The organism is Psychromonas sp. (assembly GCF_041586535.1).
In the GTDB taxonomy this organism is placed as follows: domain Bacteria; phylum Pseudomonadota; class Gammaproteobacteria; order Enterobacterales; family Psychromonadaceae; genus Psychromonas.
In genome coordinates, this window is the sequence record NZ_JBFGZY010000011.1 from 1 (window position 1) to 26839 (window position 26839).

At 42.2% G+C, this 26839-nt stretch carries 25 protein-coding genes and 1 tRNA gene; 24 read left to right on the plus strand and 2 right to left on the minus strand.

Translation table 11 applies throughout. The annotated features are described in order from the left end of the window. Window positions 1–238 precede the first annotated feature (238 nt). The 8 genes from ABZA00_RS02350 to ABZA00_RS02385 all read left to right on the plus strand — a co-directional run bounded on the left by ABZA00_RS02350 (window position 239) and on the right by ABZA00_RS02385 (window position 8982). A complete protein-coding gene (locus tag ABZA00_RS02350) occupies window positions 239–1468 on the plus strand; it encodes a cystathionine gamma-synthase family protein (protein WP_372880540.1) in 1230 nt (409 codons plus the stop codon). A 232-nt stretch (window positions 1469–1700) separates the two neighbouring features. Further along, the gene (locus ABZA00_RS02355) at window positions 1701–2054 is read left to right on the plus strand and encodes a hypothetical protein (RefSeq protein ID WP_372880541.1); all 354 of its coding nucleotides are present in this window, start codon (window positions 1701–1703) and stop codon (window positions 2052–2054) included. A gap of 598 nt (window positions 2055–2652) precedes the next feature. After that, window positions 2653–3561: a sulfate adenylyltransferase subunit CysD gene (gene cysD, locus ABZA00_RS02360; protein WP_372880542.1), complete on the plus strand. Its 909-nt coding sequence runs from the start codon at window positions 2653–2655 to the stop codon at window positions 3559–3561. 73 nt (window positions 3562–3634) lie between these two features. Next, a complete protein-coding gene (locus ABZA00_RS02365; protein WP_372880543.1) occupies window positions 3635–3985 on the plus strand; it encodes a four helix bundle protein in 351 nt (116 codons plus the stop codon). A 72-nt stretch (window positions 3986–4057) separates the two neighbouring features. Continuing rightward, window positions 4058–5467, plus strand: a complete 1410-nt coding sequence (gene cysN, locus ABZA00_RS02370; RefSeq protein WP_372880544.1) for a sulfate adenylyltransferase subunit CysN — start codon at window positions 4058–4060, stop codon at window positions 5465–5467. A gap of 83 nt (window positions 5468–5550) precedes the next feature. Continuing rightward, complete coding sequence (locus ABZA00_RS02375) at window positions 5551–7278, plus strand: SLC13 family permease (protein WP_372880545.1); 1728 nt, start codon at window positions 5551–5553, stop codon at window positions 7276–7278. 117 nt (window positions 7279–7395) lie between these two features. Next, window positions 7396–8028: an adenylyl-sulfate kinase gene (gene cysC / locus ABZA00_RS02380; protein ID WP_372880546.1), complete on the plus strand. Its 633-nt coding sequence runs from the start codon at window positions 7396–7398 to the stop codon at window positions 8026–8028. Beyond that, window positions 8029–8982: a DHH family phosphoesterase gene (locus ABZA00_RS02385; protein ID WP_372880547.1), complete on the plus strand. Its 954-nt coding sequence runs from the start codon at window positions 8029–8031 to the stop codon at window positions 8980–8982. A gap of 33 nt (window positions 8983–9015) precedes the next feature. On the opposite strand, the gene ABZA00_RS02390 is transcribed toward ABZA00_RS02385, so the two are convergent. Next, window positions 9016–9405, minus strand: a complete 390-nt coding sequence (locus ABZA00_RS02390) for an RNA recognition motif domain-containing protein (RefSeq protein ID WP_372880548.1) — start codon at window positions 9403–9405, stop codon at window positions 9016–9018. Between the two features lie 229 nt (window positions 9406–9634). Between ABZA00_RS02390 and prfC the strand changes: the two genes are divergently transcribed. From prfC to greA, 3 genes are all read left to right on the plus strand, one after another. After that, on the plus strand, window positions 9635–11221 hold the full coding sequence (gene prfC / locus ABZA00_RS02395; protein ID WP_372880549.1) for a peptide chain release factor 3: 1587 nt from the start codon (window positions 9635–9637) through the stop codon (window positions 11219–11221). 162 nt (window positions 11222–11383) lie between these two features. Continuing rightward, window positions 11384–12157 carry a TatD family hydrolase gene (locus ABZA00_RS02400; RefSeq protein WP_372880550.1) on the plus strand — a complete coding sequence of 258 codons (774 nt, stop codon included), beginning with the start codon at window positions 11384–11386 and terminating at the stop codon, window positions 12155–12157. Window positions 12158–12234: 77 nt separating this feature from the next. Next, window positions 12235–12714, plus strand: coding sequence for a transcription elongation factor GreA (gene greA / locus ABZA00_RS02405; protein ID WP_372880551.1), 480 nt, complete (start codon window positions 12235–12237; stop codon window positions 12712–12714). Between the two features lie 71 nt (window positions 12715–12785). On the opposite strand, the gene yhbY is transcribed toward greA, so the two are convergent. Further along, window positions 12786–13082: a ribosome assembly RNA-binding protein YhbY gene (gene yhbY / locus ABZA00_RS02410; protein ID WP_372880552.1), complete on the minus strand. Its 297-nt coding sequence runs from the start codon at window positions 13080–13082 to the stop codon at window positions 12786–12788. Between the two features lie 131 nt (window positions 13083–13213). Between yhbY and rlmE the strand changes: the two genes are divergently transcribed. From rlmE to ABZA00_RS02475, 13 genes are all read left to right on the plus strand, one after another. Next, on the plus strand, window positions 13214–13867 hold the full coding sequence (gene rlmE, locus ABZA00_RS02415) for a 23S rRNA (uridine(2552)-2'-O)-methyltransferase RlmE (protein ID WP_372880553.1): 654 nt from the start codon (window positions 13214–13216) through the stop codon (window positions 13865–13867). Between the two features lie 167 nt (window positions 13868–14034). Next, window positions 14035–15996 carry an ATP-dependent zinc metalloprotease FtsH gene (ftsH, locus tag ABZA00_RS02420; protein WP_372880554.1) on the plus strand — a complete coding sequence of 654 codons (1962 nt, stop codon included), beginning with the start codon at window positions 14035–14037 and terminating at the stop codon, window positions 15994–15996. Between the two features lie 75 nt (window positions 15997–16071). After that, window positions 16072–16905, plus strand: coding sequence for a dihydropteroate synthase (gene folP, locus ABZA00_RS02425; protein WP_372880555.1), 834 nt, complete (start codon window positions 16072–16074; stop codon window positions 16903–16905). 23 nt (window positions 16906–16928) lie between these two features. Continuing rightward, on the plus strand, window positions 16929–18260 hold the full coding sequence (gene glmM / locus ABZA00_RS02430) for a phosphoglucosamine mutase (protein WP_372880556.1): 1332 nt from the start codon (window positions 16929–16931) through the stop codon (window positions 18258–18260). A 176-nt stretch (window positions 18261–18436) separates the two neighbouring features. Beyond that, complete coding sequence (gene secG / locus ABZA00_RS02435; RefSeq protein WP_372880557.1) at window positions 18437–18760, plus strand: preprotein translocase subunit SecG; 324 nt, start codon at window positions 18437–18439, stop codon at window positions 18758–18760. A 5-nt stretch (window positions 18761–18765) separates the two neighbouring features. After that, a tRNA-Leu gene (locus ABZA00_RS02440) sits at window positions 18766–18850 on the plus strand. A 360-nt stretch (window positions 18851–19210) separates the two neighbouring features. Further along, complete coding sequence (rimP, locus tag ABZA00_RS02445; protein WP_372880558.1) at window positions 19211–19672, plus strand: ribosome maturation factor RimP; 462 nt, start codon at window positions 19211–19213, stop codon at window positions 19670–19672. A gap of 11 nt (window positions 19673–19683) precedes the next feature. After that, entirely contained in the window at window positions 19684–21183 is a 1500-nt protein-coding gene (nusA, locus tag ABZA00_RS02450) for a transcription termination factor NusA (protein WP_372880559.1), read from the plus strand. 22 nt (window positions 21184–21205) lie between these two features. Further along, complete coding sequence (infB, locus tag ABZA00_RS02455; protein WP_372880560.1) at window positions 21206–23860, plus strand: translation initiation factor IF-2; 2655 nt, start codon at window positions 21206–21208, stop codon at window positions 23858–23860. A gap of 94 nt (window positions 23861–23954) precedes the next feature. Beyond that, the gene (gene rbfA / locus ABZA00_RS02460) at window positions 23955–24356 is read left to right on the plus strand and encodes a 30S ribosome-binding factor RbfA (RefSeq protein WP_372880561.1); all 402 of its coding nucleotides are present in this window, start codon (window positions 23955–23957) and stop codon (window positions 24354–24356) included. Next, a complete protein-coding gene (gene truB, locus ABZA00_RS02465; protein ID WP_372880562.1) occupies window positions 24356–25288 on the plus strand; it encodes a tRNA pseudouridine(55) synthase TruB in 933 nt (310 codons plus the stop codon). The genes rbfA and truB overlap by 1 nt, the downstream gene beginning before the upstream one ends. 52 nt (window positions 25289–25340) lie before the next feature. Next, window positions 25341–25550 (plus strand): hypothetical protein, encoded by a 210-nt coding sequence (locus ABZA00_RS02470; RefSeq protein ID WP_372880563.1) that lies wholly within the window; start codon window positions 25341–25343, stop codon window positions 25548–25550. Between the two features lie 317 nt (window positions 25551–25867). Further along, window positions 25868–26827 (plus strand): ABC transporter substrate-binding protein, encoded by a 960-nt coding sequence (locus ABZA00_RS02475; RefSeq protein WP_372880564.1) that lies wholly within the window; start codon window positions 25868–25870, stop codon window positions 26825–26827. The last annotated feature ends 12 nt before the right edge of the window (window positions 26828–26839 follow it).

Genomic DNA, 26839 nt, shown 5'->3' on the forward strand with positions numbered 1-26839 from the left:
GCCGGATCATGTGGCGGTGCTGCACTAGATGCCCTGACGACTTATATCGAGCAACAAAATAGACCTAAGTAACGTTAATGCTTCGCATCAATGATTTTCATCACCGCCATGAATGACGGTGTTTTTCATCTAAATGGATAAAAAAGATCAAAATACTCTATAGATTAGATTTCAACTTGATCTCTTATTTCTGTATGATAATTGCAATATTGAATTTAATAATTACCAAGGAATTTTGATGTCAGAGCAAGGATTTACAACAAAAATAGTACACTCAGACCGCTTACTGAATTTAGAATACGGAGCAATACATGCCCCTATCCATAACTCTGTTCCTTATGGTTTTGCTGATGTGCAGGGCTTAATCGATGTTTTTCAGGGGACACAGGCCGGGCATGCTTATGCCCGCTCGTCAACACCCACCATTGATGCGTTACAACATAAAATTAAACAGATGGATAACGGCATTGCGACGCTGGTTTTTTCATGCGGTATGTCAGCGATAGTCACCTCCTTTTTAACATTGTTGAAAACGGGTGATCACCTTATCTGCAGCCGCTTTTTATTCGGTAACACCAGTAGCTTGATTGGTACCCTTCAGGGGTATGGTATTGAAGTGACTTTTGTTGATGCGACAGACATCGAACAGGTAAAGGCCGCGCAGCAGGGGAATACACGCATGGTTTTTGTTGAAACAATCGCTAACCCGGCTACCCAGATTAGTGCGTTAGATGAGATAGGTGATTTTTGTGCCGCGCAAAATTTAGTTTATGCTATCGATAATACAATTACTTCCAGTTATCTGTTTGATGCTGTAAAAGTGAAAGCCAGTTTGATTATTACCTCTCTTTCCAAATACGTTGCCGGTCATGGTAATGCGTTAGGCGGCTCGGTAACCGATACCGGATTATTCGACTGGTCGACCTATCCGAATATTTTTCCGGCTTACCGTACAGGAGATAGTAAACTGTGGGGCATTAGCCAATTAAAGAAAAAAGGCCTGAGAGATATGGGGGCCTGTATAAGTTCCCAAACAGCTCATCTTATTTCGGTCGGTAGTGAAACCATGGAGCTGCGTATGCAGCGTCAGTGTCAAAATGCCCTAGCTTTAGCGGAATTTTTAGAGCAGCACCCTAAGGTGACGAAAGTGTATTATCCCGGGCTGAAAAATCATCCGCAACATGAAACAGCTAAACGTTTATTTAAAGACTTTGGTGCAATATTAAGTTTTGATCTTATTGAAGGCGAAGATTGCTGTGAGCTGTTAAATAAACTGAAAATAGTGATCAGCGCAACCCACCTGGGCGATAACCGTACCCTTGCTTTGCCGGTTGCGCCTACCATCTATCATGAAATGGGCCTGGCAACACGTCAGGAGATGGGAATAAGTGAAACCATGATCCGCTGCTCAATTGGTATTGAAAATACTGCCGATTTAATAGCTGATTTCGAGCAGGGGCTGGCATAATTAAACCTAATTAACTTCAAGCTGCAGTTATACCAAAGGAGCTAAAAAGGTGAACAGTCTAGTTGGTTAAAATCATCGCTAACTGGGTTATGAGTTTTGAAGTGAGAACAACTATCTCCTGCAGCTCACGCCTTGTTAGTGCAGATTTTTCCTGCGCAAGACTGGATCACTTCATTAACTCCTTTGCTATTAGCTTGAGTGGCTGAAAAAGAGACTTTCTTTGAGGATGAGAATGAAAATATTTACCATTTTTGTTTTTTTATTTACCTCTTTTCTGGCACAAGCAAAACAGGTAAGCGATGAACAATTAAAAATAACCGGCCGCGCTTTGGCTAACTATCAAATCTGCGCAAATGTTGCGCAAAGACATCAAGATCAGGCGATGTTTAATTATTACAGCGACATACATTTTGACAGTTTGCAGGCAGGGAAAATGTTATCCATCCGGCAAGTGCAGATTATTTTTGATGAGCAGCAACAAACCGCCGTTAAGCTTGCTGCAATAGATAAAAGCAGTTTAACCGGCCTTTGTATCAGCCGTTTTGATGCTTTGTCCAGAAAAATGCAGGAGCAGAAGTTACAGTAACATATAGGAAGATGGGGCAACAACGCTGTCACAGGGAGTTTAAAAATTACTGCCTCCTATACCCATGTTACTTCAAAATGCTTTGTCAGGCACGAGCTCGGAGACCAGAGCAAGACGCAACATGAGGTAATGGTTATTCCCTTTTCGATTGGTGCAACGTAGCACTGGTTTTCGAGCTAGCGCCCCGTAGGGCAAGGTTAATGGCACCAATCTGCTTTGTTATAAAATTTCTATGTAGAATAACTATACTTCAATTTTATGCCTGGCATCTCGGCAACAATTTGCCTTGCTGACTTTGCATCTTGAAGTATCATGGGTATATATAAAACCTTTTCGGTTACGTAGGCTTCGGGGTTAAATGCAGAGCAAGTCAATTTTTTCAGTCAAACAGATCTCTTCCTGTCGCCAGGTATGTCCTGCTATTTCCATCCTCAACTAAAGCAGCTTCCCTTAATAAGTGTTTAAAGCTAAGCGCATAATTCGCTTCCGATAGCTGTTCTCTTATTACTTATAACTTTTTGTGTTTTAAGTATCCGAATATATTGATGCATAATGTATAATTGATAAAAATCAAATAGTGTTAAAGCTAAGGAAAATCATGAACAAAAATAGATTAACTCACCTCAAGGCGCTTGAGGCTGAATCAATTCAAATTATGCGTGAGGTTGCGGCCGAATTTGATAACCCCGTTATGCTTTACTCCATTGGTAAAGATTCATCCGTTTTACTGCATTTGGCACGTAAGGCCTTTTATCCGGGTAAAATTCCTTTTCCGCTACTGCATGTTGACACTAACTGGAAATTCAAAGAGATGATTGAATTTCGCGATAAGCTAGCTGAAAAGTATGATTTTGATCTAATTGTTCATAAAAATCCGCGCGGCCTGGAAATGAACATCAGCCCCTTTGAACATGGCAGTGCCAAGCATACCGATATCATGAAAACTGAAGGGCTAAAACAAGCGCTGAATAAGTACGGTTTTGATGCCGCGTTCGGTGGTGCACGCCGTGATGAAGAGAAGTCTCGCGCCAAAGAGCGGGTTTACTCTTTCCGTGATAAAAATCATCGCTGGGATCCGAAAAACCAGCGTCCTGAGTTATGGAATATCTATAACTCTAAAGTGGATCGCGGTGAAAGTATTCGTGTATTCCCGCTGTCTAACTGGACTGAACTTGATATCTGGCAGTATATCTACCAGGAAAATATCGAGATGGTGCCTTTATACTTCGCCGCAAAACGCCCTGTCGTTAAACGCGATGGTGCGCTGATTATGGTCGATGACGAGCGTATGCCGTTAGAAGAGGGTGAAGTCCCTGAAATGAAGATGGTTCGTTTCCGCACCTTAGGCTGTTACCCGTTAACCGGCGCGATTGAATCAGAAGCAACAACCCTGCCGGAAATTATCCAGGAGATGCTGTTAACCACAACCTCAGAGCGTCAGGGTCGGGTAATTGATAATGATTCCGCCGGTTCGATGGAGAAGAAGAAGATGGAAGGTTACTTCTAAACCGGAGGTTTAGAAGTAAGTTGTTAGTCATCAGTTGTTAGTTATTAGTAGTGTTTCACATAGCGAGTTTCTTATGAGCTTTGAAGATTTAGATGTTTGGAAAAGAGCTGCTCGTTTATCTGCTGAAATTTATAAAAATACTAATCAATTGCGTGACTACGGCTTTAGAGACCAGCTGGCTCGCTCAGGCCTTTCTGTGCCAAGTAATATTGCAGAAGGCATGACGAGAGTTAGCGCAAAAGAGCAATGCCGATTCTTAGAAATTTCACGTTCATCATTAGCTGAGGCTAGGACGCAAATATATATCGGTATCGAAATAGGTTATTTGCCTGATACAGTTGCTAAGCCTTGGTTGCAAGAAACAAAAGAAATTGCAGCGATAATTTCAGGGTTAATGCACTCAATTATGCAGAAGAATAAATAATGAAAGGTTGGTTTATGGTTTTAGCTAATGACTAATAACTGAAAACTAATCTCTTTATTTCAAGGATTTATAATGTCAAATGATTCAAATTTAATTGCGACAGATATCGAAGAGTATCTGCGCGTGCATGAAAACAAAGATCTTATGCGTTTTATCACTTGTGGTAGCGTGGATGATGGTAAGTCAACGTTGATTGGTCGTTTGCTGTTTGATAGCAAAATGATTTTTGAAGATCATATGGCTGCCATTGAAAAAGATTCGAAAAAATTCAATACCACCAATGAAGAGTTTGATTTGGCGTTGCTGGTTGATGGTCTGCAGTCTGAGCGTGAGCAGGGCATTACTATTGATGTTGCTTATCGCTATTTTGCGACAGAACAACGCAAATTTATCATTGCAGATACCCCCGGGCATGAGCAATACACCCGCAATATGGCGACCGGTGCATCGACTTGTGATCTGGCTATTATTCTGATTGATGCGCGTCATGGTGTGCAGGTGCAAACACGTCGTCACTCTTATATCTGCTCTCTATTGGGCATTAAGCATGTTGTGGTTGCTGTTAATAAGATGGATGCGGTTGATTATGATCAGGCAGTTTATAAAAAAATTAAGGCCGATTACCGTGAGTTTGCCAAGCAGTTGAATATTGCGGATATCCGTTTTGTGCCTATTTCAGCACTAAAGGGCGATAACGTTGTTAATGAAAGCGCGAATATGTCCTGGTACCCGGGTTCGCCGTTATTACGTCTGCTTAATACCATCCAGATTGAGAATGATGTAACCGATAAATTCCGCCTGGCGGTACAATATGTTAATCGTCCGAATTTAGATTTCCGCGGTTTCTGCGGAACTATCGCTTCGGGTGAAATCCGTGTTGGTGATACAATTCAGGCTTTACCGTCTGGTAAACAAAGTAAAGTTAAATCTATTGTGACTTTCGATGGAGATCTGCAAAGTGCGTTCGCAGGCATGGCCGTGACCTTAACGCTTGAAGATGAAATTGATATTAGCCGTGGTGATATGATTGTGCGTCCACATGAAAAACCGGAATCAAGCAAAAACTTTATTGCTGATGTGGTGTGGATGACTGAAGATGCATTACATGTTGACCGGGAATATATTATTAAAGCCGGCGCACACTCAACCTTTGGTTCGGTCGTTGCAATCAACAATAAAGTTGATGTTAATACCATGGAGAAAGAGCAGGCGAGTCAACTGGAGTTAAATGAAATCGGCAGCTGTCATTTCGAAGTAGCTGAAGCAGTGCATTTTGATAATTACAGTGAAAACCGCGCAACGGGTGCATTTATTATTATTGATCGCCTGACCAACGCAACAGTCGGTGCCGGAATGATCCGCGGTTCAGTTGAGACAATAGCTAAAGAAGCCCCTGCCTACAGTGCATTTGAAATTGAATTTAATGCTCTTGTACGTAAGCATTTCCCGCATTGGAATGCGAAGGATATTCTTAAAGGATAAAGATAAGTCGTTAGTTATTAGTTATTAGTTGTTAGTTTTTTACTAATGACTAACGGCTAATGACTAACAACTTGTGAGCCCCTATGACTATTGAATCATATTTTGTTTTGTCTGTTTTTATCGGGACGATAATCGGCTTAATTAAATTCCAACAGGATCCCGGGCTTGTCTTTGGTATTACCCTGTTGGTTTTGTTTGTTTCGAATATGGTGACGACTGAACAGGTATTACAAAGTTTTTCTAATCAGGGAGTGGTGACATTAATCCTTTTACTGGTATGTTCGCTTGCTCTTGAAAAAACCCGTTTTTTAAGGATGATTGCTACCAAGGTTATCCATAAAAACTACGCTAAGACGTTTATACATCTATTTAGTTTTACCGTTCTCTCTTCTGCTTTTTTAAATAATACTGCTGTGGTGTCCACTATGCTGGCGCCGATTCGCAATAACCCTTATCATGCCGCCAGTAAATTACTGCTGCCGCTATCCTATGCCGCTATTCTTGGTGGAACCCTGACGCTGGTGGGCACATCAACAAACTTAATTGTGAATAGTTTGGTGTTAGGCTTAGGGCTACCTTCCCTGTCATTTTTTGATTTTACTCTGGTGGGCGCCTCTCTGGTGCTGGTTTGCGGGACGGTTTTATGGTTTTTATTGCGTTTTTTACCCGAACATGATGTTAATGCTGAAGTGAGAGAAACTTACTTTATCGACGCGAAAGTGAGTGAAAAATCCAGTTTAGTTGGTAAATCGATTGAAGAAAATGGCTTACGTCACCTGGAGTCTCTGTTTCTGGTTGAGATCGTCCGGGGTAAGCATTTATTAAGTCCCGTTGCACCAAGTGAAGTGCTGCAGGAAAATGATCGCTTAATTTTCAGTGGTGATGTGACTAAAGTAAAACAGTTAAATCAATTTGATGGTTTATCTATATTTGCCCATCATCAGGGGTTGCTGCTTGATAATCTTACCGAAGTTGTTATCCGCCCGGAAAGTGTTTTACTGGGCAAGTCGTTAAAAAAAGCCGGTTTTCGTGCTTTGTTTGATGCCGCTGTAGTGGCGATTAAACGCGATGGTGAAAATGTCTCCGGCAAGCTTGGTGAGGTTGCTTTAAAAGCAGGGGATTATCTGGTATTGGCAGTCGGTGAAGATTTTAAATCTCGTCGTAATATCAGTAAAAACTTTATCTTAGTAAGTGGCGTTGAGCTTGATTCCATGCTCAACGGTGCTAAAGCCTTGTTGGCGACATTAGGTTTTTTTGCAGCTATCTTCGGTTCGGCCTTAGGTCTTTTCTCTTTGTTTAAGGGGCTGATTATTTTATTGGGGTTATTGTTGATAACCGGGTGTTTAACCTCCGGTGAAGTACTGCGCCGCTTTCCTGCCGACCTGTGGTTAATTATCTCCTCGGCATTAGTGCTCTCTCAGTCACTGAGTAACAGCGGTCTGCTGGCGTTTTTTGAGCATTTTGTCGATAGTTACGCACTTGCTCTGCCACCTTTGTTGGCGCTGGTGTTTGTCTATATATTAACCTGGTGGTTAACTGAGCTGGTCACTAATAACGCTGCCGCAGCATTAATATTCCCTGTTGCTTACGGTCTGGCAATTACCCTGAACGCTAATCCGATGGCCTTTATTATGGCTGTTGCCTTTGGAGCGAGTGCCAGTTTTGTCAGCCCTTACGGTTATCAAACTAACCTGATGGTATTTAACGCAGGGCAATACAAGTTAAGTGATTTTGTGAAAATAGGATTACCTGTCAGTATTATTTATGGCGTTGTTGCCGTGACGGCAATTACGCTGGTTTTTGGATTGTAGAAATATAGTGTTTAGTCGTCAGTCTTTAGTTATTAGTCAGCTACTAACTACTAACTACTAATTACTAATTACTAACTACTAATTACTAATTACTAACTACTTTTAACTGAGGATTTTATGTCTACCCCATATATTGATAAAGAAGTTGATGGTGATAAATCATCGGATGTTGTTTGGCATCAGGCCGCAGTTTCCCATCAGGCGCGTGTTAAATTAAATGGTCATAAACCTGCGGTATTGTGGTTTACCGGGTTAAGCGGTTCGGGTAAATCAACCGTTGCCAATGCCGTGGATTATATGCTCCATGAAGCGGGCGCTAAAACTTATGTGCTCGACGGTGATAACATTCGTCACGGTTTAAATGGTGATTTAGGCTTTTCTGATCAGGCGCGGATAGAAAATATTCGCCGTATCGGAGAAGTGGCTAAATTATTTGTCGATGCCGGTTTGCTGGTCTCCAGTGCGTTTATTTCGCCTTTTAATGCAGATCGGCAAATGGTCCGCGGTCTGCTGGCGGAAGGGGATTTTATTGAGGTATTTATTGATACCCCTCTGGCAGTTTGTGAGCAGAGAGATCCAAAAGGCCTCTATCAAAAAGCCCGAGCCGGTGAAATTAAAAACTTTACCGGGATAGACTCTGCCTATGAGGCACCGGTTAATCCTGAGATTCACGTTGAAACCGCAGAGAAATCTATTGAAGAATGCGCTTTACAGGTTATTACCTACCTTAAACAACATGAGTATATCTAAATGAATTATGATATTTTTAATGGAGATGCTGACGGCATTATCTCGTTACTGCAACTGCGCCTGGCAACACCGCAGCAAAATGAATTGGTGACCGGCGTTAAGCGTGATATCAACCTGGTTGCACAGGTTAATGCGAATCCCGGTGATAAACTAACCGTGCTCGATATTTCCATGGAAAAAAATATCGAGGGTGTACAAGCAGCCCTGGCTAAGGGCGCTGAAGTTTTTTATGCCGATCATCACCGCGCCGGGGAAATACCCGACCATCAAAATTTAGATGCGAATATCGATTTAGATGCCAACACCTGTACGGCTTTAATTATCGATAAACTGCTTGATGGACAGTTTCATGAGTGGGCTATTACAGCGGCTTATGGGGATAATCTGATCAGCAAAGCAGATCAATTAGCTGCAGATGCTGGGCTGAGCAGCGTACAAGCTGAGCAGCTTAAAGAACTTGGCACCTTAATCAACTACAACGGTTATGGTGCCAAGATCGATGATCTGCATTTTCATCCGGCAAGTTTGTTCCAGTCATTGTTGAAGTACGTGTCGCCTTTGGATGTTATTGCTGATCCTAAATCACCCTTTATCCAATTGCAGCAGGCATATCAATCAGATATGGCTGAGGCATTAGCGATACAGGCAAATCATCGCAGCCCCGTCCTTTCTGTGTATATTTTACCTGATGCCCCATGGGCGCGTCGTATTGGTGGGGTATATGGCAATTTACTGGCAAACCAAGATCCAAATTCAGCACATGCAGTATTGACTGAAAATGCCGATGGCAGTTATTTGGTTTCACTGCGTGCACCGCTGAACAATAAACAGGGTGCCGGTGATATCTGCAGTCAATTTGTAACTGGAGGCGGGCGAGCTGCTGCTGCCGGTATTAATAAACTACCAGCGGATAAGTTAATTACTTTTATTGATCACGTTGAAAGTTATTATTAAAGTGGTCAGCTGACGGCCGTCGTCCGTCAGCTGTTAATCATCTGATGTTTTTATTTTTCCATAAATATTCAAAGTATTATTTTCGTTTTTTTGTATTTCAGCTGTTTCTGTTTTGCTGGCCGTTTCAATCGTTTTCTCTTTTTTAGCCGGTTTTTCTGCTTGAGTCTCTTCAGCAGTCTGTACTTTAGATTCCGCTTTTTTTACCCGGATTATATTACCCGCTAACTTGTAACCGTTGAGGTTTTTTATTGCCGCTTTTGCCTCGCCGGGTTTGGGCATTTCAACAAAACCAAAGCCTTTTGATTTTCCGGTTATTTTATCCATAACCAAGTTGCAAGACTGAACTGCGCCGTATTGGACAAATAAACTTTCTAACTTTTCTTCAGTGGTTGCCGCGGCAAGATTACGTACTAATAATTTCATGGTTCACCATTTTATTTAACAAATATTTGTTTACTGTAAATTCTCATATAAGTGGAGTATTGAGCCACTTTAGATGCTGCTATGTTAACAGGTATTAATGATAATTTTCATTTTTATAGTCAATGAAATGGTGCTGTGAATTTGTTATAGTTGCGCAAATGTATTTATGGCCCCTTTTTAACAAAATTATTGTGTACATCCTTGTACGCAAAATTAGAGACAATAAAGAATGACAAGCAAAAACATTATTGAGAATGTGAAAAAGAGAAGAACTTTTGCAATCATCTCTCATCCGGATGCGGGTAAAACAACCATTACCGAAAAAGTTTTATTATTTGGAAACGCGTTACAAAAAGCCGGTACGGTGAAGGGTAAAAAATCTGGTCAACATGCTAAATCTGACTGGATGGAGATGGAAAAAGATCGCGGTATCTCTATTACTACCTCGGTAATGCAGTTCCCATATAATGATCGCTTAGTGAACTTATTAGATACGCCTGGGCATGAAGATTTCTCGGAAGATACATACCGTACTTTAACGGCGGTTGACTCCTGTTTAATGGTTATTGATGCGGCAAAAGGTGTTGAGCAACGAACTATTAAATTGATGGAAGTAACCCGTCTGCGTGATACGCCGATTATCACCTTTATGAATAAATGTGACCGTGAAACGCGAGATCCGATTGAGTTAATGGATGAAGTTGAAGATATATTAAATATCGCATGTGCTCCTATTACCTGGCCAATCGGTATGGGAAAAGAGTTTAAAGGTGTTTACCATCTGTTGCGCGATGAGGTGATTTTATATTCACCGGGTCAGGGGCATACCATTCAAGAAGTGCGCACCATTAAAGGGCTGGATAATCCGGAGCTTGATAAGGTGCTGCCTAAGCACGCTGAAGAGTTACGTGAACAGTTGGAATTAGTGGTCGGCGCTTCTCATGAGTTTGATCATGAAATGTTTTCCAAAGGGGAGTTAACCCCTGTTTATTTCGGTACTGCACTGGGCAACTTCGGTGTGGATCATTTCCTGGACGGCCTTGTTGAATGGGCACCCAAACCTTTATCCCGTGAAACCAAACAACGAGTGGTAGAGCCGACTGAAGCTGAATTTTCCGGGTTTGTTTTTAAAATTCAGGCGAATATGGATCCGAAGCATCGCGATAGAATCGCCTTTATGCGGGTTTGTTCAGGAAAATATGAAAAAGGCATGAAAATGCGTCATGTGCGCACCGGTAAAATGGTCAGCATTTCCGATGCGGTTACTTTTATGGCTGGAGACAGAGCTGCGGCCGAAGAGGCATATCCCGGCGATATTATTGGTTTACATAATCACGGTACGATTCAGATTGGTGATACCTTTACCAGCAATGAAGAACTGAAATTTACCGGTATCCCTAATTTTTCACCGGAAATGTTCCGTCGTATTCGTTTAAAAGATCCGCTCAAACAAAAGCAGTTATTAAAAGGTCTGATGCAGCTTTCTGAAGAGGGTGCGGTACAGGTATTCAGACCGCTGCGCAGTAATGATTTAATCGTTGGTGCCGTTGGTGTGCTGCAGTTTGAAGTAGTTGTACAGCGTTTAAAATCGGAGTACAAAGTGGAAGCTATTTATGAAGGAATAAGTGTTGCGACTGCATTATGGGTTGAGAGTGATGATCCGCAAAAAATGGCTGAATTTGAGAAAAAGGCTCACGACAATTTAGCATTGGACGGCAGTAATAACCTTACTTATGTTGCTCCTACTATGGTTAACTTAAACCTTGCAATCGAACGTTATCCTGCTATCAACTTCAGAAAAACGCGCGAGCATTAATCTTTTTATATCAACCCAAAGCACTTTTAGATACCTTACCGGGATAGATGAAAGTGGTTTGTTATATTACAGGGATAAGCGGCAGTGATTGTCCTTATCTCTGCCTTTCCCTTCTTTTATTTACTGCCTATAATGAAAATTTATCCTCACCGATGAGTGCTCATGTTTATAGATAGTCACTGCCATCTGAATTTTGCCTGCTTTGATATTCAACGCGAAATGTTGTTACAAATATTAGCAGAAAATAATATTACTAAAGTGATCGTGCCGGCAACACATCGTGCTGAATGGAAACATATTAAAGAGCTGAGTGAAAAGCACCCCAATCTTTATTATGCATTAGGCTATCACCCGCATTTTCTTGAATACTTTCGTCAAGGTGACCTGCAGTATTTACAAACTTTGCTTGAAAAAAGCCCACCCCGTTGTGTTGCGCTGGGGGAGATCGGCTTGGATAAATTTGCCAAGAGTAGTACAGAAATTCAAGAGCGCATTTTTATACAGCAATTAAAAATTGCACAACAATTATCACTGCCGGTTATTTTACATGTGGTTAAAAAGCAGGGTAGGGCGCTGGAAATTTTAGGTGAGCAAAAATTCACTCAAGGCGGGGTATATCACGCTTTTTCAGGTAGTAAAGAGGTTGCCTTAGCTTTTATTAAACTTGGTTTTAAAATTGGGGTTGGCGGCGTGATCACTTACCCGAATTCTGTAACAACCAGAGCGACCATTGCAGCCCTGCCCCTTGAGGCACTGGTGCTGGAAACGGATGCGCCGGATATGCCTGTCTATCAGCAGGAGCAGGCAGATAATTCACCGCTTAATCTGTTAAAGATTTTTGCCGCATTGAAGACTCTGCGTAGTGAGCCTGAAAAAGAGTTGGCCGAGCAGCTGTATCTAAATACTCGTTCAATATTTTCGTTAGGCAATGACTAAATCTGAAAATTATCGTAAAATACGCCTTATTGCAGACAGAGCAACACACAACTTGTGTAAAAATAAGGTATTTTTTAATGGTTCAATATCCAATGACAGCGAATGGTGCAGCTAAGTTACGCACTGAATTAGAACATTTAAAAACCGTCACTCGTCCGGAGATTGTGAAAGCAATTGCTGAAGCGCGTGAACACGGTGATTTAAAAGAAAATGCAGAATATCATGCGGCGCGTGAACAACAGGGTTTTTGTGAAGGCCGTATCCAAGATATTGAAGCAAAATTATCGAACGCACAAATTATTGATGTCACTAAAATCAATAATAGCGGTAAGGTTATTTTTGGCTCAACGGTGACTATTGTTAATGTCGATACCGATGAAGAGGTGACCTACAAGATAGTTGGTGATGACGAAGCGAATATAAAAGTGAACATGATTTCGGTCAGCTCTCCGATTGCACGTGGTTTAATCGGAAAAATGCTTGATGATGAGATCTCAATCGTCACACCTGGCGGCACTATTGATTATGAAATTATCAAGGTCAGTTACGTTGCATAACTTGTGCAAAGTATGCAAAAAAGCCCAGTAAAAACTGGGCTTTTTAATGTTTTTACTCTGAATAGTAAAAATCAGTTACGTGGCAGTTCTATTTTTTTATCTTCACTTTGTCGGAACAATACGACAATATGGCCAATTTTAGTGATGTTAAGGGCTTCTGTTTCACGCACGATAGCATCGATAATAAGCTGTTTCATTTCACGATCATCTGTTGCTATCTTAACTTTGATTAGCTCGTGGTGGCTAAGCGCATTTTCGATTTCAGCTAACACCCCTTCAGTTAGGCCGTTTTGGCCTAATAGAACAACGGGTTTTAAGCTGTGGGCAAGACCTTTTAAGTATTGCTTCTGTTTATTTGATAATTTCATGGATATTTCTTTCATTAAGGGTTGAAAACAAGGCATTCTACCCTTAAATACTAACCTTTACTATTTGATTGTTATTTATCCTTGTTTATTTATTTTAAATAAGGGAGATTACAACATTAAGGAATAAAACGATGGCAAAAAATGACCATCCTAGCGGACCTAAAAAAAATGCATCGGCAAGCTCTAAGCGCTGGATGCAGGAGCATGTAAACGATTTTTATGTTAAAGAGGCGAATAAAAAGGGATTACGTTCCCGCGCTGTATTTAAACTGGAAGAGATCAATAACAAAGATAAATTAATTCGCTCCGGCATGACCGTCGTTGATTTAGGTGCTGCCCCGGGCAGTTGGTCACAGTGGGCTGTTGATACCGTGGGTTTAAAGGGTAAAGTCATTGCCTGTGATATTTTACCTATGGATTCGATTGCCGGTGTTGACTTTTTACAAGGCGATTTTCGCGAAGAATCTGTTCTTGATGCCTTACTGACCCGCATTGCAGGCAAAAAAGTCGATGTGGTACTATCTGATATGGCTCCAAATATGAGCGGTTCAGTGGCTATTGATCAGCCAAAATCTATGTATCTGGTTGAGCTGGCATTGGAAATGTGCCGTGAAGTGCTGGTTAAAGACGGTAGTTTTATCGTAAAAGTGTTTATGGGAGCGGAGTTTGATCAGTTTATGAATGAAACTCGTAAGCTGTTTAAATCGGTTAAAACCCGTAAGCCGGACTCGTCCAGATCCCGATCTCGGGAAGTATATCTGGTTGCAACGGGTTTCAAAGGATAATCAATTCTGCGTTGTGCATGGTGAATGTAATTTTATTATCTTATTAATCATGATTTTGAGTATTAAAACTCACTTACTGAGTACGCTGGGCATATTTACTAGCGACGCTTTTTAAACTGTAGTAATCTACTATTATATTTTCAATTAATTAACAAGAGGTTTACATCTTGAACGATATGGCAAAAAACCTGATATTGTGGTTAGTCATCGCAGTAGTATTGATGTCTCTTTTCCAGGGGTTTGGAAAAGGAGACGCAAAACAGTCTCAAATGGACTACACGACTTTCGTAAAGGAGGTAAGTCAGGGCCAAATCCAGCAAGTTCAAATTGATGGGGAAGTGGTCAAAGGGCTTAAAAATAACCAAACTCCTTTTGTGACCTATATTCCCGCACCGGATCTGGATCTGATCAATGATTTGATCAAAAACAATGTCCGTGTTGAAGGCACAGCACCGGAAGAGACAAGCTTTTTAGCATCTATTTTTGTTTCCTGGTTCCCGATGCTGTTACTGATCGGCGTTTGGGTGTTCTTTATGCGTAATATGCAGGGCGGCGGTAAGGGCGGCGCGATGTCATTTGGTAAAAGTAAAGCCAAATTGATGGGCGAAGACCAGATCAAAACCACATTTGCCGATGTTGCCGGTTGTGATGAAGCGAAAGAAGACGTTAAAGAATTAGTGGATTACCTGAAAGATTCAACCAAATTCCAAAAATTAGGTGGCCGTATTCCTACTGGTGTTTTACTGGTAGGACCGCCGGGGACAGGTAAAACCCTGCTGGCCAAAGCCATTGCAGGTGAAGCTAAAGTACCTTTTTTCTCAATTTCAGGTTCTGATTTTGTGGAGATGTTTGTGGGTGTCGGTGCATCTCGTGTACGTGATATGTTTGAACAGGCTAAAAAATCTTCTCCCTGCATCATTTTTATCGATGAGATTGATGCCGTGGGCCGCCAGCGTGGTGCAGGCATGGGCGGTGGTAATGATGAGCGTGAACAGACGTTAAACCAACTACTGGTTGAAATGGATGGTTTTGAGGGTAACGAAGGTATTATTGTTATCGCAGCAACCAACCGGCCTGATGTTCTTGACGCCGCCTTATTGCGTCCGGGACGTTTTGACCGACAGGTTGTTGTTTCTCTGCCTGATGTGCGTGGCCGGGAACAGATATTAAATGTACATTTGCGTAAAATACCTGTTGGCGAAGATGTTAAAGCCAATATTTTAGCGCGTGGTACACCTGGATTTTCCGGTGCGGATCTGGCCAACCTGGTCAATGAAGCCGCGTTGTTTGCGGCGCGTGGTAACAAGCGCACCGTAAATAAAGATGACTTCGAACAAGCGCGTGACAAGATCTTGATGGGTGCCGAGCGCCGTAGTTTAGTGATGACGGAAAAAGATAAAGAGTCAACAGCTTACCATGAAGCAGGGCATGCTATTGTGGCTAAACTGGTACCGCAGCACAGCCCGATTCATAAAGTAACGATTATTCCTCGCGGGCGTGCCTTGGGGGTAACCCAATTTTTACCGGAAGGTGATCAGATTAGCCAAAACCGTACCGAACTGGAGAGCAGTATTTCTGTTGCTTACGGCGGACGTATCGCTGAAGAGCTTATTTATGGTAGTGATAATGTTTCAACCGGAGCATCACAGGATATAAAACAGGCATCTGCTATTGCGCGTGCAATGGTTACGGAATGGGGCTTTTCCGATAAACTCGGGCCAATTTTATTAACCGCGGATCAAAATACATTACGCTCTAATGTTGTTTCTCACGAAACGGGTAAAATTATCGATGATGAAGTTAAATTCTTTATTGAAAAAAATTACCAGCGTGCAGAAAAAATCTTAACCGACAATATCGACATATTACATGCTATGAAAGACGCATTAATGAAATATGAAACGATTGACACGGAGCAGGTTGATGATTTGATGGCACGTGTTGAAGTGCGTCCTCCTTCTGACTGGTCAGATGAAGCTGAAAGTGTCGCTGAACAAGCGATTACAGGAGGTGAACCTTTCATGGCGCCTGTTGATAAAGATACGGAAACTGCTGAACAAGCCGTTAGCGAAGAAAAGCCTGCTGAACCAACAGAAAAAGCAGTTGAAGAAAAAAAAGATAAAGAATAACTCCCTTTATTGATATTATGAATTTATAAAAAACCTAAGCTTGCTTAGGTTTTTTTATTAGTACGATGGATAAATATGCAATTAATCAGTGGTAAAAAAGTGCTCGACCTGAGTTCACCTAAAGTAATGGGTATTTTAAATGTAACGCCTGATTCCTTTTCTGACGGCGGACGTTTTTCAGATATCAATAATGCCCTTAAACAGGCTGAAAACATGGTTAAACAGGGCGCAAGCATTTTAGACATTGGTGGTGAGTCCACCCGGCCGGGAGCAGAAGACGTTAGCGAGCAGGCTGAGTTGGATAGGGTTATACCGGTTATTGAAAAAATAAAGCAACACCTGGATTGTTGGATCTCTATTGATAGCAGCAAAGCAAAAGTGATGCGGGAAGCCGTTAATGCCGGTGCTGATTTGATTAATGATGTGCGTGCACTGCGCGGAGAGGGAGCATTGGATGTAGCTGTTAGCGCTAATGTTCCAGTTTGCCTGATGCATATGCAGGGGCAGCCGCGCAGCATGCAGCAGGCTCCGGAATATGCAGATGTGGTAACAGAAGTGAAACGATTTTTGCTAGAGCGTGCTGAGGTGTGTATCAATGCCGGTATCAAAAAAGAAAATATCATTCTTGATTTAGGCTTTGGTTTTGGCAAGCAGCTTAAGCATAATTATCAATTGCTGGCTGCAACCGGTGAATTTGTTAAGTTGAATTATCCTGTTTTGACCGGGCTTTCCAGAAAATCAATGTTTGGTCAATTACTGAATCGTGATATAAATAGCCGTCTCGCAGGCAGTCTGGCGGGTGCCTTAATTGCACTGCAACAAGGGTCGCAAATCATTCGCGTGCATGATGTTGAACAAACAGTTGATGTGATCAAGGTATTACAGGCCGTAAACACTTTTACAAAATAAATTTATAAGCAGATGGAAAAATCATGAAAAAAAAATATTTCGGAACTGATGGCGTGCGGGGCAAAGTGGGCTCGTCTTTAATTACCCCTGACTTCGCGTTAAAACTAGGCTGGGCTGCAGGACGGGTTTTATCTAAAACGGGCTCTAAAAAAGTATTAATAGGTAAGGATCCAAGAATTTCAGGTTATATGCTGGAAGCCGCCTTACAAGCAGGACTGGCAGCGGCCGGCCTGCGTCCCGCATTAATGGGACCGATGCCGACACCTGCTGTAGCCTATTTAACACGCACTTTTCGTGCCACCGCCGGGATAGTTATCAGTGCTTCGCACAATCCATTTTATGATAATGGTATTAAGTTTTTTTCTGATCAGGGCACAAAATTGTCAGAAGAAATTGAACTTGAAATCGAAGCGGAAATCGATAAAGAGTTAACCTGTGTGGAATCAAGCGAATTGGGTAAGGCGTACCGCATTGAGGATGCTGCCGGACGCTATATTGAATTTTGTAAAAGTACATTTCCTTCAAAATATGACTTAAATGGTTTAAAAGTGGTTGTTGATTGTGCCAATGGTGCAACTTACCATATTGCCCCAGCGGTGATCAGTGAGCTTGGTGCGGACGTAATCGCAATGGGCGTTGAACCGAACGGTTTGAATATTAATTTAAACTGTGGTGCGACCAGCATGCAGGCCGTCGCTGAGCGTGTTGTGAAAGAAAAGGCAGACTTTGGTATTGCCTTTGATGGTGATGGCGATCGTGTGATGATGGTGGATCATACCGGGTATGTGCTTGATGGTGATGAGCTGCTGTATATTATTGCCCGTGATAAGTTACGCTCAGGTACCTTGAAAGGTGGCGCAGTCGGCACCAAAATGTCTAATTTAGGATTAGAGCAGGCATTAAAAACATTAGGTATCCCCTTTGAACGTTCCGATGTGGGGGATCGTCATGTAATGGAGCTGATGAATAAAAATAACTGGTGTATCGGGGCGGAGAACTCGGGCCATATAATATGTGATGACTATCTGTCAACGGGTGACGGGATCGTATCCGGATTACAGGTGATCAGCGCCATGCAGAATAGCCGTATGAGCTTGTATGACCTGCGCCAGGGCATGAAAAAGTACCCGCAGATCCTGCTTAATTTACGTTATAATGATAAAATTGATCCAATGCAGGATAAAGACGTACTCACCGAAGCAAAACGTATTGAAACACTATTGGATGGCAGAGGCCGGGTATTATTACGTAAATCAGGTACTGAGCCGGTATTCCGGGTGATGGTTGAAGCGGATGAAAGTGAAAAAGTGGTGCGTGGTTATGCCAAATCCATTGCAGATCAGGTAAAGGTATAACAAACTGATCTGAAAGCGTATTGTTTTGTGTGAATTTTAAGCGGTCGGACTGTCGTCCGCTTAAAACAGCAAAATAGTCATTTTATTCTCTTGTGATTCACTTGCGTTTTCGGTAGTATTCGCTCGCTTCTTAGAACGAGCGCAATGATTTTTTCTGGTGGAATTAGGTAGTTTTTATGTATGAGATACTGTTAGTTGTTTATTTGATTGTTGCTCTAATCTTAATTGGATTTGTATTAATTCAGCAAGGTAAAGGAGCTGGTATGGGAGCTTCTTTTGGCTCTGGCGCTTCAAATACAGTATTTGGTGCAAGTGGTGCGGGTAACTTTATGACGCGTACGACGGCTATACTGGCAGTAATGTTTTTTGTTCTAAGCTTGGTATTGGGTAATCTTTCTACTCATAAAGTGACTGCTGACGATAAATTCTCCAACCTTGAAGTTGAAGAAGTAGTTGATATTCCAGTAGAAGAAGATACATCAGGTGTAATACCAGAATAAAATATGCGGATATGGTGGAATTGGTAGACACGTAGCCTTGAGGGGGCTATGACTTCGGTCGTGAGAGTTCAAGTCTCTCTATCCGCACCAATATATTAAAGTAAAATGATTGCTTAGAAATAACAGTTTGGTTATACTGGCGCTCATAAATTAAACCGGGGTTTATAGCATAGCTAATTTAATACTCGCGTTTGTAAAGACAGGTGAAGATTGCAGGTAATAACCTCAACTCATAGTACATTCGATATTGTATTTATAATCACAATATCTTGTTCAGTTAACTGGACAAAATGAATGAAGCTCCAATTTATTGGGGCTTTTTTGTTATTTGCGAAGTTGAAATTTATTTTTCACATCGTGAAGTGACAACTTATGTTTGTTTTTAATAAACATAAGTTGTTAATTAATTAGGGCTGTATGCCCTTTTTTTGTTTCTGAAAGGGGATAAGTTTGGCAAGTTTAGAAGAACGTATCACCGAGATGTTGACACCCAGTGTTGAAGATCTTGGCTACGAATTGGTTGGTATCGAATATATTCGTGCAGGCAAACATTCAATATTACGCATTTATATTGATCAGGAAGCCGGTATTTTGGTTGATGACTGCGCGGCTGTGAGCCGCCAGGTTAGCGCAATTATGGATGTTGAAGATCCGATAACTAATGAATATACACTGGAAGTTTCATCTCCCGGTCTCGACCGCCCTCTGTTTAAGGCAGAACATTATCAGATGTTTGCTGGAGAAGAAGTAAAAGTACAACTAAGAATGCCGATTCAAAACCGTCGCAGATGGAAAGGTGTGATTGTTTCTGCCGAAGATGAAATTATTTGTCTTAATGTGGACGGCAAAGAAGAGCGTTTTGCTTTGAGCAATATTCAGAAAGCGAATATTGTTCCAAAATTTGATAATTAAGGCGATTACAGATGAATAAAGAAATTTTACTTGTGGTAGAAGCAGTATCTAATGAGAAGGCACTGCCACGTGAAGCGATTTTCCAGGCATTGGAAAGCGCGCTAGCGATTGCAACTAAAAAGAAATATGAAAACGATATAGAAGTGCGTGTTGAGATCGACCGTGAGACGGGTGAATTTGAAACCTTTCGTCGCTGGTTAGTGCTTGAATCTGATGCTAAAATGGAAAATCCATGCCATGAAATCACTTTTGAAGCAGCGGAATATGAAAATCCTGAAATCAAAGTTGGCGAATATATCGAAGATCAGATTGAATCGGTAAAATTTGACCGTATTACTACGCAAACAGCAAAACAAGTGATCGTGCAGAAAGTACGTGAAGCTGAGCGTGCGCAAGTGGTAGCACAATACGCAGAGCAGGAAGGTGAGCTGATTACCGGTGTTGTTAAGCGTATGAATCGCGATAATATTTTACTGGATCTGGGCGGTAATGCCGAAGCGGTTATTTTCCGTGATGAGATGTTACCGCGTGAAAACTTCCGTCCCGGCGATCGTTTACGCGGACTGTTATTTGCCGTACGCCCTGAAGCACGCGGCGCACAACTGTTTATGACGCGTACCCAACCGGAAGTCTTAATTGAACTTTTCCGTTTGGAAGTGCCTGAAATTGCTGAAGAGATGATCGACCTTGTCGGTGCTGCCCGTGATCCCGGTTCGCGTGCAAAAATTGCTGTGAAATCAAATGATAAACGTATAGATCCTATCGGAGCTTGTGTTGGTATGCGTGGTGCGCGTGTACAGGCTGTTTCCAGTGAATTAGGTGGAGAGCGTGTTGATATCATTTTATGGGATGAAAACCCTGCGCAATTTGCAATCAATGCCATGTCACCTGCTGAAGTGTCATCTATTGTTGTTGATGAAGATTCTCACAGCATGGATATTGCCGTTGAAGAAGATAATTTAGCACAGGCGATTGGACGTAATGGTCAAAATGTTCGTTTAGCATCTCAACTTACCGGTTGGGAGCTTAATGTAATGACCGTTGAGCAATTACGTGAAAAACATCAGGCTGAAGCCGACAGTGTTATCAATGTATTCACTCAGGCACTGGAAATTGATGAAGAGTTCGCTTCCGTATTGGTTGAAGAAGGGTTCAGTTCATTAGAAGAGATAGCGTATGTGCCAATCAATGAATTGCTTGCTATCGATGGCCTGGATGAAGAGATGATCGATGAGTTACGCTCTCGCGCCAAAGACTTTTTAGCAACCAAAGCACTCGCAGATGAAGAAAATTTAGAAGATGCAAAACCAGCAGATGATCTTCTAGCGCTTGAAGGTTTGGATGGTCATTTAGCATTTGTTCTCGCAAGTAAAGGTATTATTACCCTTGAAGATCTTGCAGAACAGGCTGTTGATGACTTACTTGAAATTGAAGAACTGAACGAAGCAAAAGCAGGGGAGCTGATTATGGCTGCTCGTAACATCTGTTGGTTCAGCGACGACGCTGAATAAGCATCAGATAGGAGAAATAATAATGACAGACATTTTACTTAAAGACCTTGCCAAAGATTTAAATAAATCTGCAGAAGTATTAGTTAAACAGTTCGCTGATGCCGGTATTAAAAAATCAGTATCGGATAAGGTAAGCTTGCAGGAAAAACAAACCTTAACGACCTTTTTGCAGAAACAGCATGGCGGCGAAACGAAAACCAAAATGGTGCTGCAGCGTAAAACTAAAAGTACCTTAAATGTAAAAGGCTCTACCGGACAGGCTAAAGCTGTTCAGGTTGAAGTGCGCAAAAAACGTACCTACGTTAAGCGTTCTGAAACTGAAATTCAGGAAAAACAAGCTGCTGAACTGGCAGAGCAACAAGTTGAACAAGCTCGATTAGATGCTGAAATTGAAGCGAAAAAACTACTTGCTGAAAAAGCGCAGGCAGAGAAATTAGCAGCTAAAAAAGAAGCCGATGAAAAAGCTAAAAAAGCTGCGCTTGCGAATAAAGAAAAGAACACAACTGTGAAATCAGAAAAAACAGCTGAGCAGATTGAGTTAGAAAAAGAAGCGGCAGAACTGCGTAAAAAAGCGGAGCAGGAAGCATTAGCTAAAGCAGAACAGAAAGCCGCTCGTCAGGCGGAAGAAGCTAAAAAACTTGCAGAAGAAAACTCCGCTCGTTGGGCTGAAGAAGAAGCTGCACGTAAAAAAGCAGCGGAAGGTGCGGATTACCACTTAACCTCATCAAAAGCAGCACAGGCAGCAGAAGATGCTTCCGACTCTAAAGCTGAAGGTCCTTCTCGTCGCAAGAAGAAGAAGAAAGCAGCTGCAGTTGTAAAAGCGGAAGAACAAAACCACGGGCACCGTCCTCGTCGTGGTAAAAAACAACGTCCGTCAACACCTTCTGCGCTGCAACAGGCATTTGAAAAACCAGCTGCTCCTGTTGAACGCGATGTGAAAATTGGTGAAACGATCTCTGTTGCTGAACTTGCTAATAAAATGGCGGTAAAAGCGACTGAAGTGATTAAAGCCATGATGAAAATGGGTGCAATGGCAACCATTAACCAGGTGATTGATCAGGAAACAGCAACGATTGTTGCTGAAGAGATGGGCCACAAGGTTATTCTTACTAAAGAAAATGAGTTAGAGGAAGCGGTACTGGCTGAAGCGCAAGAAGGTGGTGAGAAGACTTCTCGTGCACCTGTTGTGACCATCATGGGCCACGTTGACCATGGTAAAACCTCTCTACTGGACTATATTCGTCGTGCCAAAGTTGCTGATGGCGAAGCCGGTGGTATTACCCAGCATATCGGTGCTTACCATGTAGATACCGATAAGGGTATGATTTCATTCCTGGATACACCAGGACACGCGGCCTTTACAGCAATGCGTTCTCGTGGTGCCAAAGCGACTGATATCGTAGTATTGGTTGTTGCTGCAGATGATGGCGTAATGCCACAAACAATTGAAGCTATTCAGCATGCAAAAGCTGCTGGTGTACCTCTGATTGTTGCAGTAAATAAAATTGATAAAGAAGGTACGGATTTAGATCGGGTTAAAAATGAACTTTCTCAACATGACATTATTTCTGAAGAATGGGGCGGTGAAAACATCTTCGCTCACGTTTCAGCAAAAGTGGGTACCGGCGTTGATGACTTACTCGACAGTATTCTTTTACAAGCCGAAATGCTTGATTTAGAAGCGGTAGCAACAGGTCCTGCATCGGGTATTGTTATCGAATCCCGTCTTGATAAAGGACGCGGTCCGGTTGCCTCTATTCTTGTTCAGCAGGGTGAGTTAAAGCAGGGTGATATTATATTATGTGGCCTTGAATATGGCCGTGTACGTGCAATGCGCGATGAAAACGGTAAACCGATTGAATCTGCCGGTCCGTCGATTCCTGTTGAGGTACTAGGTCTCTCCGGCGTACCGCAGGCGGGTGATGAAGCGACTGTCGTACGTGATGAGAAAAAAGCGCGTGAAGTTGCATTATACCGTCAGGGTAAATTCCGTGATATTAAACTGGCCCGTCAGCAAAAAGCTAAACTTGAAAACATGTTTACCAATATGGAATCGGGTGAAGTTTCCGAGCTTAACGTGGTGCTTAAAGCCGATGTGCAGGGCTCACTTGAAGCTATCTGTGATTCATTAAATAAACTGTCTACTGATGAAGTTAAAGTAAATATCATTGGTCGTGGTGTGGGTGGTATTACAGAAACTGATGCATCTTTGGCATCAGCTTCCGGTGCTATCCTGATCGGCTTTAACGTGCGTGCTGATGCAACAGCGCGTAAATTGATCGATAATGAAGGCGTGGATCTGCATTATTACAGCATTATCTATGATCTGATTGATGAAGTGCGTGCTGCGATGGGCGGATTATTAGCGCCTGAATTCAGACAGGAGATTATCGGTCTTGCTGAAGTACGTGATGTCTTTAAATCACCAAAAATTGGTGCAATTGCCGGGTGTATGGTGACAGAAGGTATTATCAAGCGTAATAATCCTATCCGTGTACTGCGTGATAACGTGGTAATCTACGAAGGTGCGCTTGAGTCTCTGCGCCGCTTTAAAGATGATGCAAACGAAGTGCGCAATGGTATGGAATGTGGTGTAGGTGTTAAAAACTACAATGATGTACGCGTTGGCGACCAAATAGAAGTATTTGAAGTTGTTGAAGTTAAACGTACTCTATAATTTCCAACGACCTTCAGCTTAAGGGATGGAGGCTATATGCCTCCATTCTTATTTATAAAGATTAATCATCAATTTATTGATGCAGGAGTTACAAATGGCAAAAGAATATAGCCGAACTTCCCGTGTATCGCAGCAGGTACAAAAAGAGCTTGCACGTATATTGCAGCAGGAAGTAAAAGATCCGCGTATTGGCATGGTGACTATCTCAGGTGTAGATATTACTCGTGACTTGGCCTACGCTACCGTATTTGTTACCTTTTTAACCATTGGTGACCAAACCAATGAAGAGTCACTTAAAGGTCTGAACGCAGCGTCTGGTTACATACGCCGTTTATTGGGTAAAGCGATGCGCTTACGTATTGTGCCGGAAATTCGTTTCACTTTTGACAGTACGTTAACAGAAGGTTTGCGTATTTCTGAATTGGTGAGTGGTGCCGTAAAAGTGGATAAGAGTAAATTAGCGGCATCAGGCAGAACGGAAGAGGACGACGAGTAATGGCAAGACGGGGAAAGGGGCGTTCAATAAACGGCATTGTTTTATTGGATAAACCCACAGACATCAGCTCAAACCATGCATTACAACGTGTCAAACGCATTTTCTTCGCTAATAAAGCAGGGCATACAGGCGCGTTGGATCCGCTTGCTACGGGGATGCTGCCCGTTTGTTTAGGTGAAGCTACTAAATTTTCTCAGTTCTTACTTGATTCCGATAAACGTTATACCGTTACTGCAAAATTAGGTGTGCGAACCACTACCAGTGATTCTCAGGGTGATGTAGTAAGTGAGCGCCCGGTTAATATTACACAACAGCAGCTTGACAGTGCGATTGATACATTTCGTGGTGATATTCTGCAGGTTCCTTCTATGTTTTCTGCGTTGAAGCATCAGGGCCAACCGCTGTATAAATATGCCCGGGAAGGGATCACCATCGAGCGTGAAGCGCGTCCTATTACTGTTTATGAAGTTAACTTATTACGCTTTGAAGAAGATGAAGTTGATTTAGATATCCATGTCAGCAAAGGCACCTATATCCGTACTATCGTTGATGATCTGGGCGAGTTATTAGGTTGCGGTGCCCATGTTTCTATGCTGCGCCGTACTCAGGTCGCTGATTATCCATATGAGAAAATGGTTACCATTGAACAATTGGAAGCGTTAATTGAGCAGGCGAAAGAAGCGGATATCAGCCCGTACGAGTTATTAGATCCACTTTTACTGCCGATGGATACAGCGGTTAAAAACTACCCCGAAGTGAATATCAGCGATGAGATGGGGGAGTACGTTCTCCATGGTCAACCGGTGCAAGTTTTTGGTGCGCCGGATAATACTATCGTGCGTATAACTGTTGGAGAAGCCCATACTTTTATTGGTGTGGGTGAGATGAATGATGCAGGTTTAATCGCGCCAAAACGGTTGGCGAACTTGTAAAATAGAAGGCTGACGGCTATAGGCTGTCAGCTCTCAGATCGAGAAAACAATAATGACAAAACTAGACTTCTCAGCAATTAACAAATCAACCGCAAAATCATTTAACGAACAACGCAATTTGATTAAGAAAATAGGTAAAGGTGAAACAGTACTTTGTGCTACCTGCCGTCAGCCATTAACATTATCGGTTTCCAGTCAAGGCGAACCGGGTATTAGTTGTGCACAGGGCTGCACCTGCATTGCACTTGAATTAGACAACTGACCAGATATAAATTGTCAGTCGTCAGTCCTCAGCCGTCAACGGTTAGTCGTTAGTCGTTAGCTGATAACTGATAACTGATAACTGATAACTGATAACTGATAACTGATAACTGATAACTGATAGCCCGCCGCTAATCCCCCTAAACTATTTATAAAAGATAAAGTTACCGATATGGCATTTTATTAATAGGGTTTTTTACATTGCCTAATTTAGCTGATATGGTTAGATTCACTCTAGCAAGAATGCCCGCAGAGCGCCTCAAATCAGCGCACTAACCAGTTCAAAATAATTATTAAAGTTATAGAGGGAATTATAAAATGAAGCTAACTTCAATCTGTAAAGCAATAGCATTATCTGCTGCTGTTTTGTGTAGCAGCCTGCAGGCTGAAACTGTTTATGTGGCGACCACGGCGATTGTGGAGCATCCTGCACTTGATGCTGTACGCGATGGTATTAAAGAGGTTCTCAATGAAAATGGCTATACAGATGAAAATCTGAAGTTCACCTATGAAAGTGCGCAGGGACAACCGGCCATCGCAGCTCAAATAGCACGGAAAATGGTGGGTGATGCACCTGACGTTATTGTCGCTATTGCCACGCCTTCAGCACAAGCAGCTGCCAGTGCGAGTAAAGATATTCCGGTGGTGTTTTCAGCGGTAACCGATCCTGTCGGGGCGAAACTGGTCAGCACGTTAATTCAACCTGGTGGCAATGTAACCGGCTTGTCAGATATGGTTAATGTTAAACAACAGCTTGCTTTAATTCAGGAGTTTTTGCCTAACCTGAAAACCATTGGCGTACCTTACAATCCCGGTGAAGCAAACTCGGTATCAATAGTTAATGCGCTTAAGGAAGCCGCACAGGAGGTAGGTGTTACGGTTATTGAATCGCCTGCGCCAAAGTCATCTGATGTGATGATCGCGTCGAAGCAGCTGGTTGGTAAAGTGGATGCTATCTACTGTTCGACAGACAATACTATTGTCAGTGCTTTTGAATCTGTTGTGAAGGTTGGAATGGATGCGCAAATTCCGGTATTTGCTGCCGATACTGATTCAGTAGAACGTGGCGCTGTCGCCGCTGTTGGTTATGATTACGGAGATTTGGGCCGCCAGACAGGTGATATTGTTGTGCGTATTTTAAAAGGTGAAAAACCAGGCATGATTGATGTGAAATTAGCCGAGGGCACCAGCTTATATGTCAACCCTAAAATGGCTGCTAAAATGGGCATAGAAATCCCTGCCGCAGTACTGGCTCGTGCAACTAAAGTTGTTGAATAATAAGGGTTATTA